General features: G+C 33.2%; 15 protein-coding genes. 1 reads left to right on the top strand and 14 read right to left on the bottom strand.

The genetic code is table 11. The features are described 5' to 3' along the window. Positions 1-73 precede the first annotated feature (73 nt). Both rpoZ and gmk read right to left on the bottom strand, forming a co-directional pair. Positions 74-292 carry a DNA-directed RNA polymerase subunit omega gene (gene rpoZ, locus NSS86_RS04645; RefSeq protein ID WP_000933956.1) on the bottom strand — a complete coding sequence of 73 codons (219 nt, stop codon included), beginning with the start codon at positions 290-292 and terminating at the stop codon, positions 74-76. Next, on the bottom strand, positions 292-915 hold the full coding sequence (gmk, locus tag NSS86_RS04640) for a guanylate kinase (RefSeq protein ID WP_000368226.1): 624 nt from the start codon (positions 913-915) through the stop codon (positions 292-294). Before gmk ends, rpoZ begins: the two co-directional genes overlap by 1 nt. Positions 916-1189: 274 nt before the next feature. Between gmk and NSS86_RS04635 the strand changes: the two genes are divergently transcribed. Continuing rightward, a complete protein-coding gene (locus NSS86_RS04635; protein ID WP_000312768.1) occupies positions 1190-2887 on the top strand; it encodes an NFACT family protein in 1698 nt (565 codons plus the stop codon). Positions 2888-3149: 262 nt separating this feature from the next. Here NSS86_RS04635 and NSS86_RS04630 read toward each other — a convergent pair whose 3' ends face one another. From NSS86_RS04630 to lspA, 12 genes are all read right to left on the bottom strand, one after another. Further along, entirely contained in the window at positions 3150-3551 is a 402-nt protein-coding gene (locus NSS86_RS04630) for a VOC family protein (RefSeq protein ID WP_000354180.1), read from the bottom strand. A 436-nt stretch (positions 3552-3987) separates the two neighbouring features. Continuing rightward, positions 3988-4200: a hypothetical protein gene (locus NSS86_RS04625; RefSeq protein ID WP_000998557.1), complete on the bottom strand. Its 213-nt coding sequence runs from the start codon at positions 4198-4200 to the stop codon at positions 3988-3990. A 29-nt stretch (positions 4201-4229) separates the two neighbouring features. After that, the gene (gene pyrE / locus NSS86_RS04620) at positions 4230-4841 is read right to left on the bottom strand and encodes an orotate phosphoribosyltransferase (RefSeq protein WP_001040248.1); all 612 of its coding nucleotides are present in this window, start codon (positions 4839-4841) and stop codon (positions 4230-4232) included. Continuing rightward, positions 4841-5533, bottom strand: coding sequence for an orotidine-5'-phosphate decarboxylase (gene pyrF, locus NSS86_RS04615; protein ID WP_000654067.1), 693 nt, complete (start codon positions 5531-5533; stop codon positions 4841-4843). Before pyrF ends, pyrE begins: the two co-directional genes overlap by 1 nt. Before the next feature lie 109 nt (positions 5534-5642). Beyond that, entirely contained in the window at positions 5643-8816 is a 3174-nt protein-coding gene (carB, locus tag NSS86_RS04610) for a carbamoyl-phosphate synthase large subunit (protein WP_001126259.1), read from the bottom strand. Then, positions 8809-9909 (bottom strand): carbamoyl phosphate synthase small subunit, encoded by a 1101-nt coding sequence (locus NSS86_RS04605; RefSeq protein WP_001190913.1) that lies wholly within the window; start codon positions 9907-9909, stop codon positions 8809-8811. Before NSS86_RS04605 ends, carB begins: the two co-directional genes overlap by 8 nt. A gap of 1 nt (position 9910) precedes the next feature. Next, positions 9911-11185 (bottom strand): dihydroorotase, encoded by a 1275-nt coding sequence (locus NSS86_RS04600; protein WP_000767028.1) that lies wholly within the window; start codon positions 11183-11185, stop codon positions 9911-9913. A gap of 17 nt (positions 11186-11202) precedes the next feature. Next, the gene (locus tag NSS86_RS04595; protein WP_001016166.1) at positions 11203-12084 is read right to left on the bottom strand and encodes an aspartate carbamoyltransferase catalytic subunit; all 882 of its coding nucleotides are present in this window, start codon (positions 12082-12084) and stop codon (positions 11203-11205) included. A 27-nt stretch (positions 12085-12111) separates the two neighbouring features. Beyond that, positions 12112-13419: a solute carrier family 23 protein gene (locus NSS86_RS04590; protein WP_001178619.1), complete on the bottom strand. Its 1308-nt coding sequence runs from the start codon at positions 13417-13419 to the stop codon at positions 12112-12114. A gap of 217 nt (positions 13420-13636) precedes the next feature. Continuing rightward, positions 13637-14164 (bottom strand): bifunctional pyr operon transcriptional regulator/uracil phosphoribosyltransferase PyrR, encoded by a 528-nt coding sequence (gene pyrR, locus NSS86_RS04585; protein ID WP_000003870.1) that lies wholly within the window; start codon positions 14162-14164, stop codon positions 13637-13639. A gap of 399 nt (positions 14165-14563) precedes the next feature. Continuing rightward, positions 14564-15481: an RluA family pseudouridine synthase gene (locus tag NSS86_RS04580; RefSeq protein WP_000451294.1), complete on the bottom strand. Its 918-nt coding sequence runs from the start codon at positions 15479-15481 to the stop codon at positions 14564-14566. Beyond that, the gene (lspA, locus tag NSS86_RS04575) at positions 15481-15972 is read right to left on the bottom strand and encodes a signal peptidase II (RefSeq protein ID WP_000549207.1); all 492 of its coding nucleotides are present in this window, start codon (positions 15970-15972) and stop codon (positions 15481-15483) included. The genes NSS86_RS04580 and lspA overlap by 1 nt, the downstream gene beginning before the upstream one ends. Positions 15973-16331: the final 359 nt, after the last annotated feature.

Below are 16331 nucleotides of genomic sequence, written 5' to 3'. Positions count from 1 at the left end.
AGGTGCGTTTGATTTGGATATGCCTTGACGTATTTGATGTACGTCTAGCTTCACATATTTTTAATGGTCGAAACTATTCTTTACCATAATAATCACTTGAAATAACAGGGCGAATTTTACCGTCAGCAATTTCTTCTAACGCTCTACCAACTGGTTTAAATGAATGATATTCACTTAATAATTCAGTTTCAGGTTGTTCATCAATTTCACGCGCTCTTTTCGCTGCAGTTGTTGCAATTAAATACTTTGATTTAATTTGTGACGTTAATTGGTTTAAAGGTGGATTTAACATTATTTTTTAGCCTCCAAAATCATTTTTCTATACTTAGCTTCTACGCGCTCTCTTTTTAAGTGCTCAGCTTCTACAATACATTGAATTCTATTCTTCGCAAGTTCTACTTCATCATTAACTACAACGTAATCGTATAAATTCATCATTTCAACTTCTTTACGCGCTTCGTTAATACGACTTTGTATTTTCTCATTGGATTCTGTTCCTCTACCTACTAATCGCTCTCTCAAGTGATCTAAACTTGGAGGTGCTAAGAAAATAAATAACGCATCTGGAAATTTCTTTCTAACTTGCTTTGCACCTTCTACTTCAATTTCTAAAAATACATCATGACCTTCGTCCATTGTATCTTTAACATATTGAACTGGTGTACCATAATAGTTGCCTACATATTCAGCATATTCTATAAATTGGTCATCTTTAATTAAAGCTTCAAACGCATCCCTAGTTTTAAAAAAGTAATCTACGCCATCAACTTCACCTTCACGCATTTGACGTGTTGTCATTGAAATAGAATACTTATATGATGTACTTGGATCTTCAAATATTCGTTTTCTAACAGTACCTTTACCTACTCCAGATGGTCCTGATAAAACGATTAACAATCCTTTTTCATTATCCATGCCTTACGACCTCTCTAAGCTAATCTTCTATTATTTAAATATGATATCACATTGTTCTTTATATTGTATAGCATATTTGAAATTGCATGCCATAATTTCTATTAAGTCTAACAATATCGTTATATTGCACGATTAATTTTAATTAAATAAATTGAATTGCGAACTTTTAGATAATGTAAAATGTGTGGCATAATGTATGGTTCAATAACTATACCGAAAAGTTACAATCATGTTAAAATGAAACGAATGATATGAAGAAGGTGGAAGATAAATTATGGCTTATGATGGATTATTTACAAAGAAAATGGTTGAGTCTCTACAATTTTTAACAACAGGACGCGTTCACAAAATCAATCAACCTGATAATGACACGATACTAATGGTTGTACGTCAAAATAGACAAAACCATCAATTGTTATTGTCAATCCATCCAAACTTTTCAAGATTACAATTGACTACTAAAAAATATGATAATCCATTTAATCCACCCATGTTTGCGCGTGTTTTTAGAAAACACTTAGAAGGTGGTATTATCGAATCGATTAAGCAAATTGGTAATGATCGTCGCATTGAAATCGATATAAAGAGTAAAGATGAAATTGGCGATACTATTTACCGCACTGTCATCCTTGAGATTATGGGTAAACATAGTAACTTAATTTTAGTAGATGAAAATCGCAAAATAATTGAAGGATTTAAACACTTAACACCAAATACGAATCACTATCGTACAGTAATGCCAGGATTTAATTATGAAGCACCACCTACTCAGCACAAAATAAATCCGTATGATATTACAGGTGCAGAGGTGTTGAAATATATCGATTTTAACGCAGGTAATATTGCTAAACAATTATTGAATCAGTTTGAAGGATTTAGCCCTTTAATTACGAATGAAATCGTTAGTCGTCGTCAATTTATGACTTCATCAACATTACCAGAAGCATTCGACGAAGTAATGGCAGAAACCAAGTTACCACCTACTCCTATTTTTCATAAAAATCATGAAACAGGTAAAGAGGATTTCTATTTTATAAAGTTAAATCAATTTAATGATGATACAGTTACGTACGATTCATTAAATGATTTACTTGATCGTTTTTATGACGCGCGTGGCGAACGTGAACGCGTTAAACAACGTGCGAATGATTTAGTTCGATTTGTTCAACAGCAGTTGCACAAATATCAAAATAAATTAGCGAAGTTGATTGAAGAATATGAGCAGTCTAAAAATAAAGATACCGAACAGTTATATGGTGAATTGATCACTGCTAATATATATCGAATTAAGCAAGGCGATAAAGAAGTGACAGCATTGAATTATTATACGAATGAAGAAGTTGTCATTCCTTTAAATCCTACAAAATCCCCATCAGCAAATGCTCAATATTATTATAAACAATATAATCGTATGAAAACGAGAGAACGTGAATTACAACATCAAATTCAATTGACGAAAGATAATATAGATTATTTTTCAACAATCGAACAACAATTACATCATATTTCTGTCCATGACATTGATGAAATTAGAGATGAATTAGCAGAACAAGGCTTTATGAAACAGCGTAAAAATCAAACTAAGAAAAAGAAAGCGCAGATTCAATTACAACATTATGTATCAACTGATGGCGACGATATATATGTTGGCAAGAATAACAAGCAAAATGATTATTTAACAAATAAAAAAGCTAAAAAAACTCACACATGGTTACACACAAAAGATATTCCTGGTTCACATGTCGTTATATTTAATGATGCACCAAGTGATACGACAATCAAGGAAGCGGCTATGTTAGCAGGATACTTTTCAAAAGCTGGTAATTCTGGACAAATACCTGTTGATTACACATTAATTAAAAATGTGCACAAACCATCAGGTGCAAAGCCTGGGTTTGTAACATATGACAATCAAAAAACTTTGTATGCTACACCTGATTATGAACTTATTCAAAAAATGAAACAATTATAATCAAGTTGTCGACAAATAAACACCTCACCATAAGAAAGGACTACTTTCTTTTGCGAGGTGTTTATTTATTATTTAATGCGTTCATTGAAACGAAGTATCGTGTTTTTAAATAACGTATCATCATTTAAGTTACAAATTATCTTTGTGATTTTAAAAATGAGTGAAACTAAAATGCTAATGTGTACTTAAAATAGAAATACATAGGTAAAACGCATGCATAAGAAAAAGTGTTTCTTTATCATTCAACGCTGTGCGAATCCTTTTACTCAGGTAATGCTAATTGAAAACTTACTCCAAACTTATCTTGAACCCAAGCAAACTCTCTGTATGGTGGCATATTCGTTTTTGGCATTAAAATGGCACCTTCATCTTTTAATCCATTAAATAGTCGTTCCATTTCAATAGTATCTTTTACTGTAACAAATAATGAAATCGCAGGATTCATTGGTAATTCTGTGCCACTATTAGCATCAATCGCCATGAATACTTGTCCATTTAATGTAAATATTGAGTGTTGTACAGTCCCGTGATCACCAGGTCCATTTTCACCATACTTAGCCATTGTTATAATCTCACTATCTTCAAATAAGCTTGTGTATAGTTTAACAGCTTCTTCAGCTTTGTTATTAAACATTAAAAATGTCGTGATTTTTGGAATATCCATGCTATGCCTCCTATAGATCGAACTTCTATAACTACTATTATCTTAACATAATTAAAATGACAAAAGCGCGTCATACCGTTATGTGCACGAATGACAAACGTCTTATTGGCCTGTTGATTAAATCACATAGTTAACGATAAAAATTACGCAAGATTAAAAATATGATACATATGTTAATAAATGATACTTATCATAGGTATTAATGTTTTGACTTATTGTCAAATTTGATTACAATTAAAATTAAGTTAAAGGAGGGACGTTATGTTACATTATGTGATTCCAGTATTAGTCCTATTACTCGTATTCTTAATTGGTTGGATTTTAATAAAGTTAATTATCCGCTAATAAATTTTTTATATAATAAAAGCTATAGTGTTTGTAATATTCGGATGCGGTTAAGCAGCCCCTGATATTAAACACTATAGCTTTTTTGTTTTTAAATTTGTCCTTGTTTACGTAATATATCCTTTACATGTTTAAATAAATCATCATTATGATCTATAGTTGTTTTATTTTTTATATGTTTTTGCTTCGTTGAACTTTCGTCGACATCGTGACTACTAGATAGATTGGAATCATTTGAATGATTGATAAATTCGTTACAATGTTTTATCTTCCCATATAAATCATTAGATGTTTTGTCATTCATTTGTTGAATTCCTCCTTCTAGTGTCTATATTATGCTAAGTTGTCTCTCCATTCAACTAATGTTTGAATATCTTCACTAGAAATTTTACCTTCATTTTCAGCTACTTCAATTAATTCATTGTAATCACTTAAAGTGTAAAAAGGTAGTTGAATATTGCTAAATGTATCATCTGCTTTTTTCAAACCGTAAGTAAAGATAGCTACAACACCTAATACTTCTGCACCTGCTTGTTTTAAGGCTTCAACTGCTGTGACTGAAGATCCCCCTGTCGAAATTAAATCTTCTATCACAACTACTTTTTTACCTTCACTTTTAGCACCTTCGATTTGATTTTGCTTACCATGACTCTTATTTGATGAACGAACATAATTCATTGGTAATTTTAATTTTTCAGCAATAAAAGCTGCATGTGGAATACCAGCTGTTGCAGTACCAGAAATAACTTCTACTTCAGGAAAGTGTTCTTTAATTAAGTTAATTAAACCATCGCGGATTGCGCCTCGAACTAAAGGATAACCTAACGTAACACGGTTATCACAGTAAATCGGTGATTTAATACCTGAACTCCATGTATATAAATCATTTGGTGATAATGTTACAGCTTCAATATCTAATAATGATTTTGCAATTTCTTTAGCCATTATACTAACCAACTTTCTTTAATTTTATGATAACTTTCGACTGGATTGTCACTTTGTGTAATCGGTCTACCGACTACAATATGCGTCGAACCAAGCTGTCTTGCTTCTTCCGGTGTCGTAATACGGTGTTGGTCATCTTGAGATGCACCTTTAGGTCTAATACCTGGTGTTACTTTTAAAAATGATGTACCTAACTTTTCAGTCAACATACGACTTTCAAGAGGTGAACAAACAACGCCATCTAAACCAGCTGCATTTGCTAACTTGGCATAATTTAAAACGGCCTCTTCAATCGATGTTTGTATATTTTGTTCGTGTCGTAACATGTCTTCTGTTGTTGACGTAAGCTGTGTTACTGCAATAATTTTTGTATGTTGATTATGTTTTCTTAATCCTTTAATGGCCTCAGACATCATTTTTACGCCACCAGCAGCATGAACATTTACCAGATCAACATTCAATTTAGCTAGTCCTTCCATCGCCTTACCAACTGTATTAGGAATATCATGCAGTTTTAAATCTAAAAATACATCATGGCCTCTTTCTTTTATCTCATTAATTAATTGAGGACCTTCTTGATAAAAAAGTTCCATACCTACTTTTACGAATAATGATTCATCAAATAAATCTAAAAATTGATTTACTTTTTCTTTTGATTCAAAATCTAATGCAATAATTGGTAAATCTTTCATCATATATGTCTCCCTTTATATTAAGAAATTCATTAAAATAATGAGGCTGTAATATAAACTTCTTTAAGTAAATGGTTAATTACAGCCCCACCGATACAGTTTGATTGATTTACATTTGACGCATTGTAAATGTCATACTTTCAATTACATTCGTTAAGGCATTAGCTGTATCTAAAGATGTCAAACATGGAATACCATTTTCAACTGTAGTACGTCTAATTTGGAAGCCATCCCTTTCTACTTCTTTACCTTTAGTCATTGTATTTATAACGATTTGAACATCACCATTTTGAATACGTGTTAATAAATCATTTTCGCCACCGATTTTGCCTACTACTTCTGCAGGTATGTCATACTCAGCTAATTTATTAGCTGTTCCAGACGTTGCTAAAATTTTATAGCCAACTTCATTTAAGCGTTGTGCCAATTTAACAACTTCCTCTTTATCTTTGTCACTGACGGTCATTAATACTGTACCGTGATCTTTAACTTCAACACCACTACCTGTTAACCCTTTGAATAACGCCTTTTCTAATGTAGTATCTTTCCCCATTACTTCACCTGTAGACTTCATTTCAGGTCCTAAAGTAATATCAACATTTTTCAATTTATTAAAACTAAATACCGGTGCTTTCACAAATACACCCTCAGCATATGGTTGAACCCCTTCTTGATAACCCATATCTGTTAGTTTTTCCCCAATGATTGCTCGCATAGCTAATTGTGCCATTGGAATATCAGTAATTTTACTTAAGAATGGTACCGTTCTACTAGAACGTGGGTTTACTTCTAAAACATATACACCATCGTGAGCTATAACGAATTGAATGTTGATTAAGCCAATGATGTTTAAACCTTTAGCTAATTTTATAGTATAGTCCTCAAGTGTTGCTAACTCGTCTTCTGTCAAAGTTTGTGGCGGATATACAGCGATTGAGTCACCACTATGTACACCAGCACGTTCAATATGTTCCATGATTCCTGGAATAATGACCGTTTCTCCATCACAAATCGCATCAACTTCAATTTCTTTACCAGTTAAATATCTATCGACTAGTACCGGATGTTCCGGACTCGCTTTTACAGCCTGGGTCATATAGTTTTCTAACTCTTTGTCATTGTCTACAATTTCCATTGCGCGACCACCTAATACATAAGAAGGTCTTACTACAACCGGATATCCGATTTCTGCAGCATTCGCTAATGCTTCCTCAGGTGATGTAGCTGATTTCCCTTGTGGCTGTGGCACGTTAATTTTTCTTAATAGTGCTTCAAATTCTTTTCTATCTTCAGCACGATTTAGATTTTCTAGTGAAGTACCAAGTATTTTAACACCATGTTTAGCCAATTTGTCTGCTAAATTAATCGCTGTTTGTCCTCCAAATTGTACAACGACACCTTTAGGTTTTTCTAAATTAATGATATTCATCACATCTTCTTCAGTTAAAGGTTCAAAGTATAATTTGTCAGAAATTGAGAAGTCTGTTGAAACTGTTTCTGGATTGTTATTCACAATTATCGCTTCGTACCCTGCTTTTTGAATTGCCCAAACGGCGTGAACTGTCGCATAGTCAAATTCTACACCTTGGCCGATTCGAATTGGTCCAGAGCCTAATACTAAGATTTTTTCTTTGTCAGTAACTATGGATTCATTTTCAGTTTCGTATGTACCATAATAATATGGTGTTGAAGATTCAAATTCAGCTGCGCAAGTATCAACCATCTTGTAAACAGGTTTAATATCATTTTCCATACGCAATTGATATACTTCTTCTTCCGTCATATTAAAGCGATGCGCTATTGTTTTATCACTAAATCCATAATCTTTTGCATATTTAAGATATTCTAAATCACCTTGATGCTCTTTTAATTGATGCTCAATATCAATAATGTTTTGGAACTTGTGTAAGAAGAAGTAATCAATCTGAGTCATATTATGAATTTCTTCTAATGTTGTCCCTCTTCTAATTGCTTCGCCGATGAAAAATAATCGTTCATCATCTTGGTGTGAAATACGTTCTTTAATATAATCAAGATCGAAGCTTTCACCATTTGGTAATCCTAAGTGATGCACACCATACTCAAGTGATCGAATTGCTTTTAACAATGATTCTTCGTAAGTTCGACCAATGGCCATAACTTCACCTGTTGCTTTCATTTGTGTGCCAAGCTCTCGTTCTCCTTTTTCAAATTTATCAAAAGGAAATCTTGGTATTTTTGAAATCACATAGTCTAAAGTTGGTTCAAACGCTGCATAAGATGTTCCTGTAATTGGATTTAACATTTCATCTAATGTTAGACCAACCGCGATTTTAGCAGCTAATTTTGCAATAGGATATCCTGTTGCTTTTGAAGCTAACGCTGATGAACGTGATACACGCGGATTTACTTCTATAATATAATAATCGAATGAATGGGGATCTAATGCTAATTGAACATTACAACCACCTTCGATACCTAAAGCTCGAATAACTTTTAATGAAACATCACGTAACATTTGATACTCAACATCTGATAATGTTTGACTAGGAGCCACAACAATTGAATCGCCAGTATGAATACCAACTGGATCAATATTTTCCATGTTACATACAACGATGGCATTATCGTTTTTATCACGCATTACTTCGTATTCGATTTCTTTAAAACCTGCGATAGATTTTTCTAATAAACATTGCGTTGCTGGACTATAATGAAGACCATTTGAGACGATTTCATGTAATTCTTCATCATTATGACAAATACCGCCTCCGGTACCACCCATCGTAAATGCCGGTCTAACAATTAGCGGGTATCCCACTTGCTCTTTGAATTTAAAGGCTTGCTCTACTGTATTTACAATGTCACTCTCTGGTACAGGAACGTTTAAATCATTCATTAATGTTCTAAACATTTCACGGTCTTCTGCTTGTTGAATTGATGTTAGCTCAGTTCCTAATAATTGGACGTTATTATCTTGAAGCACACCACTTTCGTGTAGTTGAATCGCCATGTTTAAACCTGTTTGACCACCTAAAGTTGGAAGTAAAGCGTCAGGTTGCTCTTTACGTATAATTCGCGCTATAAAATCATGAGTTAACGGTTCGATATATACTTTATCCGCAATTTCCTTATCAGTCATGATTGTCGCTGGATTTGAATTTACAAGAATAACTCGATATCCCTCTTCTTTTAAAGCTAGACATGCTTGTGTTCCAGCATAATCAAATTCAGCTGCTTGACCTATGATAATTGGCCCAGACCCTATTACTAAAATTGTTTTGATATCATTACGTTTAGGCATTGATATGACGCTCCTTTTCCTTAAAATTAGTCATCATTGCTACAAAATCATCAAATAGATAGTTTGAATCTGACGGTCCTGGATTTGCTTCAGGATGGTATTGAACAGAAAATGCTGGTAATGTTTTATGTTTTAAACCTTCTACAGTACCATCATTTAATGCAAGATGAGTAACTTCTAAATCAGTACTTTTTAACGAATCTATATCTATTGCATATCCATGGTTTTGACTCGTAATATCAACTTTTCCAGTCTCTAAATTTTTAACTGGATGGTTCGCACCACGATGACCAAACTTCATTTTAAATGAGCTTGCTCCTTGAGATAATGCAAAAAGTTGATGTCCTAGACAGATACCAAAGAACGGAATTTTCCCTAAAATTCCTTGAATCATTGGAATCGCACATTCTACAACTTCAGGATTACCTGGTCCGTTTGATAGCATAACGCCATCTGGAGCCATTGCTAAAATTTCTTCGGCAGTAGTTGTATATGGTACAACTGTGACGTTACAACCTCTGACGTTTAATTCTCGAACAATATTTTGCTTCTTACCAAAGTCTACAAGTACGACACTTAGATCCTTACCTGTCGAAACATACGGTGTTTTAGTCGAAACGATTTCTACTTCGTTTTTAGGTAATTCTACTTGTTGTAAATGTTTGACAAGTTGATCAATATCTTCTTTTCGATCAGTAAAACCAGCTTTTAACACACCGTGTTGTCGAATTTTACGCGTAATACTTCTTGTATCAACACCTGCAATCCCTGGAATTTGATGCAATTCTAAAACGTCATGAAGTGTCTTTTGTTGTCTAAAATTACTTGGATGCGCACTCGCTTCTTTCACTACAATACCGTTTAATGTAGGTACTAATGATTCAAAATCGTCTCTATTGATACCATAATTACCGATTAATGGATACGTAAAAGTAATGATCTGACCTGTATATGATGGATCTGAAATAGTTTCTTGATAACCTGTCATAGCTGTATTAAATACAATTTCTCCTACAGTTAAGTTATCAGATCCTAAACGGTAGCCTTCGTAAAAAGAACCGTCTTCTAACACTAGATAACGTTTGCTTTGCATATTATTTATCCCCCTCAAATTTAACTTCGCCTTCAACCATTGTTAAGATCGGATTTCCATAAACTTTATAGCCGATAAATGGTGTATTATCTGCTTTTGATAAGAAATCTTCTCCTTTAATTTCTTGTTCACTATCTAAATCAATGATTGTTAAATCTGCATAACCATTTTCTTTTAATGTGCCGTATTCTAAATTAAATGTCTCACATGGTTTAATTGTTAAGTAATCTACTAATTGTTGTAATGTCCAATCACCATTTTTTACAAAATGCGTATATAATAATGGGAATGCTGTTTCACTACCAACAATTCCGAATGGTGCTTTTTCCATTGGTTGTGCTTTTTCATCACGTGCATGTGGTGCATGGTCTGTTGCGATACAGTCAATTGTACCGTCTAGTAACCCTTCTAACAAAGCCTCTCTATCTTCAGTACTTCTCAATGGTGGATTCATTTTATAAATGGCATTATTACCAGGAATATCATCTTCTGTTAACAATAAATGGTGTGGTGTAACTTCAGCTGTAACATGAATGCCTGCGCGTTTAGCGTCACGAATGACTCTAACACTTTCTTTAGTAGAAACATGACATACATGATAATGACAACCTGCTGCTTCAGCTAATAGTACATCTCTTGCGATTTGAACAGATTCACAAATGTTTGGAATACCTGGTATACCTAACTCTTTACTGCGTTTCCCTTCATGCATTGCACCACCATAGATTAATGAATTATCTTCACAGTGTGCTACGATGGCTTTGTTTACTTTTGCAGCTTCAATCATGCCTTCATACATCATGCTTGCAGTTTGTACTCCTACACCGTCATCTGTAAACGCAAAGGCACCTTCTTTTACTAGTGCTGGGAAATCAACCAATTCTTTACCTAATTGACGTGTTGTAATTGAAGCATAAGGTAATACACGTACTTGAGCATTGTCATCGATTAATTTTTGTAAAGCTTCAAAATGTTCTACAGAATCTGGTACCGGTCTTGTGTTAGGCATTGGACATACAGTTGTAAATCCGCCTCTAGCAGCAGCTTTAGTACCAGTTTCAATTGTCTCTTTATATTCACCACCAGGTTCACGTAAATGAACATGAACATCGACAAATCCAGGTGACACAAAGTGACCTTTCGCATCTATGATGTCAACACCATTGCTTGGTTCAATTGCAGGTGCAATTTGTTTAATTACCTTACCATCAATTAAAATATCTGCTTGTTGTAATTCTCCATTTTGTAATACTTTACCGTTTTTAATTAATTTCATCATTTTCGTCCCCTTACCTATTTTAATAATTCATCAATGACTGCCATTCTTAAGTAAACGCCATTTTCCATTTGCTTAAAAATTCTTGATTTTGAAGCTTCTACTAAATCGCTTTGTATTTCTACTCCTCTATTCACAGGTGCCGGATGCATAACAATAGCATGTTCTTGTAATTTGTTATAGCGCACTTCATTTAAGCCATGCTTTTGATGATAATCATCTGCTGCAAATCTAGTTTCTTCTGCAAGCCCATGTCTTTCATGTTGAATTCTTAATAACATAACTATATCTACTGTTTCTATAACATCATCTATATTTACATAAGGTGCTTCTAAAGAATCATCAATCCAAGCATTTGGGCTATTAAACATTACGTTTGCACCTAATGCTTTTAAACTATGGTAATTACTACGTGCGACACGTGAATTTTTAATGTCTCCACAAATCAATACATTCAAGCCTTCAAAATATCCATATTCTTCATATATCGTCATTAAATCAAGTAAACTTTGTGTTGGATGTTGTCCACTACCATCACCAGCATTCGCAATTGGGATGTTAATATTCGCTAATTTTTCATAGTAGTTATTAAACGGATGTCTAATGACTAATAAATCACAGCCAATACTTTCTAAAGTTTTACATGTGTCATATAAAGATTCACCTTTTGAAACAGATGATGTTGATGTTTCAAAGCTAATCGTTTTTAACCCTAGCTTAAGTTCTGCCATTTCAAAACTACATTTTGTTCGAGTAGAATTTTCAAAGAATAAATTTGCGACATATTTCCCTTCAAAGTTTGGTAGTTGACGTTCACCAGATTTAAATTGACTTGCCTTTTGGATAAGTTTGTATATTTGATCTGTAGATAAATGTTCCATTGATAATAAATGATTCATAAAAGCGCCCTCCTTAATTTGTAAATCTTAATTGTTTTGTTTTTTCTCTTTAGGTAAGATTAAGTTCAAAATAATTCCTGAAAGTGCAGCTAATGCCATCCCCTCAATTTGAAGGTTGATACCAATTTCTTTTAAGTTAAATACTAAATTACCGATACCTACAACTAAAATTACAGAAGCTATAACTAAATTTCGATTGTTCGCAAAATCTACTTTGCTTTCAACTAACATTCTTAAGCCACTTGCTGCAATAATACCGAAAAGTAATATAGATACTCCTCCCATAACTGGTGTAGGTATAGAAGAAATTAATGCAGTGAACTTACCAATGAATGCTAAAACAATTGCTATAACTGCTGCACCACCAATGACGTAAATACTGTATATTCTTGTAATCGCTAATACACCGATATTTTCACCGTATGTTGTACTTGGTGGTCCACCAATAATACTGGCAAACATTGTAGAAACACCATCACCAATGATTGATTTATCAAGTCCTGGCTTTTCAAAGAAGTTTCTACCTACGATTTTATTCAATACCATTTGGTGCCCAATATGTTCACTTACTGTTACAAACACAATCGGAATCATTACAAGTACAAGTCCTAAGTGAAATGAAGGTACATAATCTTTAAATGGCAGATAAATATGAGGGAAATCTATCCATTTTGCTGACATAATTGCATCAAATTTCACAATCCCCATAAAAATCGCTACCACATAACCTACGATAATACCTACAAGTACTGGAATTAAAGATAGGAATCCTTTAAAAAATCCTTGAACGACTATTGTTACAAGCAAGGTTATCATTGCAACAATTAAGAAACTGATATTGTAACCTTTCATATCTCCAGGATTTTCATACATTGCCATATTGACTGCAGTAGGCGCTAAGCTTAAACCAATTACCATGATGACTGGTCCAACAACAACTGGTGGTAATAATTTCATTAACCATGCTGTCCCACTTAATTTGATTAGAATTCCGATGATGACGTACATAACACCACTCATGAATAATGCTACAAGCATGTCTCCTAAGCTATGCGTACTTAATCCCGTGATAATTGGTGTGATAAATGCAAAGCTAGATCCCAAGTATGCTGGTATTTGCGCCTTCGTTATTAAGATATAAAGTAATGTACCGATTCCCGAAGCTAGTAACGCTGCGGATATTGGTAGTCCTGTTAAGAATGGTACTAGTACTGTTGCGCCAAACATCGCAAATAAATGTTGTAAGCTTAAAAATGCCCATTGCGCTGGTTGTGGTTTTTCATTTACATCTAGTACTGGTTTTACTGTTCGTTCAAACATTTCATCATTTTGCATAATATTCATTTCCTCCGATAATAAAAAAATCTCTTTACATCAGTATATGTAAAGAGACAAAAAGTGTGACAAGTTGCTACAAGTCATTTTCGTCCATAGAAATTGACTTATAGTTGTCGAACATGAGGGTATTATTAGATAAACAAGCATATGAAAACTTATTTATCATTCAACTCCCCCACCTTTTTCAGTCTCTCGTACTGAATTAAAAGGGGTATTATTTAATTATAACTGCATTTCTTTGATCCATTTCTTCTAAATAGACACTTACCGTTTCCTCTTTAGAAGTAGGTATATTTTTACCAACAAAATCTGCTCGAATTGGTAACTCACGATGTCCTCGATCAACCAAAGCAGCTAAACCAATTTTAATAGGTCTAGCATTTAGCAAAATAGCATCAAGTGAAGCACGAACCGTTCGACCAGTATACAGCACATCATCAATAATGATGACTACTTTATCTGTAATATCTGTGTCGATGTCTATTGCGTCTTTTGTCGTAAGTGATGACATGTGCTCTATATCATCTCTAAAGTATGTAATATCAATTGTTCCAGTAGGTATACGTTGTTGCTCAATTTGATGAATTTTATCTTGTATACGATTCGCTAAATATTCACCTCTTGTTTTGATACCTAAAAGAATTAAATTATCAGTACCTTTGTTATACTCCAAAATTTCGTGAGCGATTCTCGTCACTGTACGTTGTATTGCGGCATCATCCATTATAATACGTTCAGACATATTCTCACCCTTTCAAAATTTAGAAACAAAAAACCTCATGTCTTTAATATCGACATGAGGTTTAGTATATACAATCAGCCTATTTACATAGAAGAATCGTAGTATTACTACTTATTCTTGCATATGTGAAAGTGTTATGATCATTTTAGTATATATCTATATTTTCATGTCTTTGACGTCTCTCTGGACGCTCAATTAAAGACTCTTTATGTTGTACTTAAACTGTTATAAGGATAATACTAATCAGGCGCTTTGTCAATCTATATTGAAAAATTAACCGATCTCAGTAAAAATGTTAACCTTAATCTATTTTATAATGTGTTTTCATTTTAAAAAAACGAAAACGATAAATACTTATAGTTTACATAATAATGTTATCGTAATTATAGCACAACACAATTATGCATCTCTTTTTCGAATTGTATCTAATAAATCTTCAAAGTCTTGTGGTAATTCAGCATGTCTTTCAATATATTCACCTGTTACTGGATGTTCGAATCCAATAAGTCCAGCATGTAGAGCTTGACCACCAATATCCAATGTCTTTTTCGGTCCATACTTTGGATCACCAACTAATGGGAAGCCAATATATTTCATGTGCACACGGATTTGATGCGTACGTCCTGTTTCAAGTTGACATTCAACAAGCGTATAATCTTTAAAATGTTCTAGTACGTTAAAATGTGTCACTGCTTCCTTACCATCATCAACAACAGCCATAGATTGACGATCATTTTTGTTTCTACCAATTGGCGCATCGATTGTACCGTAATCATGAGGAATATTCCCGTGAACTAAAGCGATATATTTTCTTTTAACAGATTTATCCATTAATTGTTCTACAAGCCCACGATGAGCAATATCATTTTTAGCAACCATTAATAAACCAGAAGTATCCATATCTATACGGTGAACAATACCTGGACGAATTTCTCCATTAATACCTGACAAATTTTTAATTTGATACATTAAACCATTAACTAATGTATTGGTATAATGCCCTGGTGATGGATGAACTACCATGCCTTTCGGTTTATATACAACTGCAACATCGTCATCTTCATAATAAATATCTAAATTTAAATTTTCAGGTAGAATATCAGCTTCAACCACTTCTTTTTCAGTGACAACTATATGATCATTAAGTTTCACTTTATAATTAGATTTAACAACTTTATCGTTTGCAACGACTAAACCTGCTTTAATCCAATCTTGTATCTGGTTACGAGACCAATCATTATTTAATTCAGGCAGCAACTTATCTACACGCATACCTGTTTGTTCTTTATCTGTAATGTTAAATTCATAAGTCTCCATTACTTAACCTCCTTCTCCTTTTTATTGGAAGTATCCTTTAATAAGGCAATAATAATTAATATTACACCAATTGTTAAACTTGAATCTGCTATATTAAATATTGGAAAATCATAACCAAAAATATTTGTATCAATAAAGTCAACAACTTCTCCTGTTAAAATTCTATCAATAAAGTTTCCAAGTGCACCTGCAAAAAGTAAACTAATAGCAACTTGCATAAACAAATTATATTGAGCATCTTTAATAAAGAAATATACTAAGGCTATTAATATAATAATGGTAATAATAAAGAAAAATGTCATTTTTCCACTCAATATTCCCCATGCAGCACCATTATTTCGATGTGATGTTATGTTTAAAAAGTGCGGTATCACTTCAAATGAATCTCCAATTTTCATTGTAGTAGCTATAATATATTTAGTAACTTGGTCAAATATAACGACAAATACTGCTATTAAAATGGAAGTGCCAATAAAATATTTTTTGTGCATTTTCGTTCCTCCAATCAATCGTCCATAAGACAACTCTTTATATTATAGCTTACACCTGCTAATAAAAAAAGTAAGCATATTACATTAAATCTAATGTTACTCACTCAATACTTGATAAACTACTATGTTTTGACATTAAATATGAACTTAATTATTCATTTATCATATTTAAGATGACATTAAAAATTAGGAAAGCAGGCTGGAACATAAATCCCTAAAAAGACAGTAGTAAGATATTTTCTAATTAAAAATTATCTTACTGCTGTTCTCTATTTATACAATACTTCGTATTGAATGGCTTCGCTATGCCCATCTGGCACATTACTGTAAAATTCTATAAATAGAATTTTTGATGATGG

This window comes from Staphylococcus sp. FSL W8-0056, from assembly GCF_037963075.1.
Taxonomy (GTDB): domain Bacteria; phylum Bacillota; class Bacilli; order Staphylococcales; family Staphylococcaceae; genus Staphylococcus; species Staphylococcus aureus.
The sequence above is the reverse complement of the archived record's forward strand: the minus strand, read 5'-3'. Positions and strand labels throughout refer to the sequence as shown.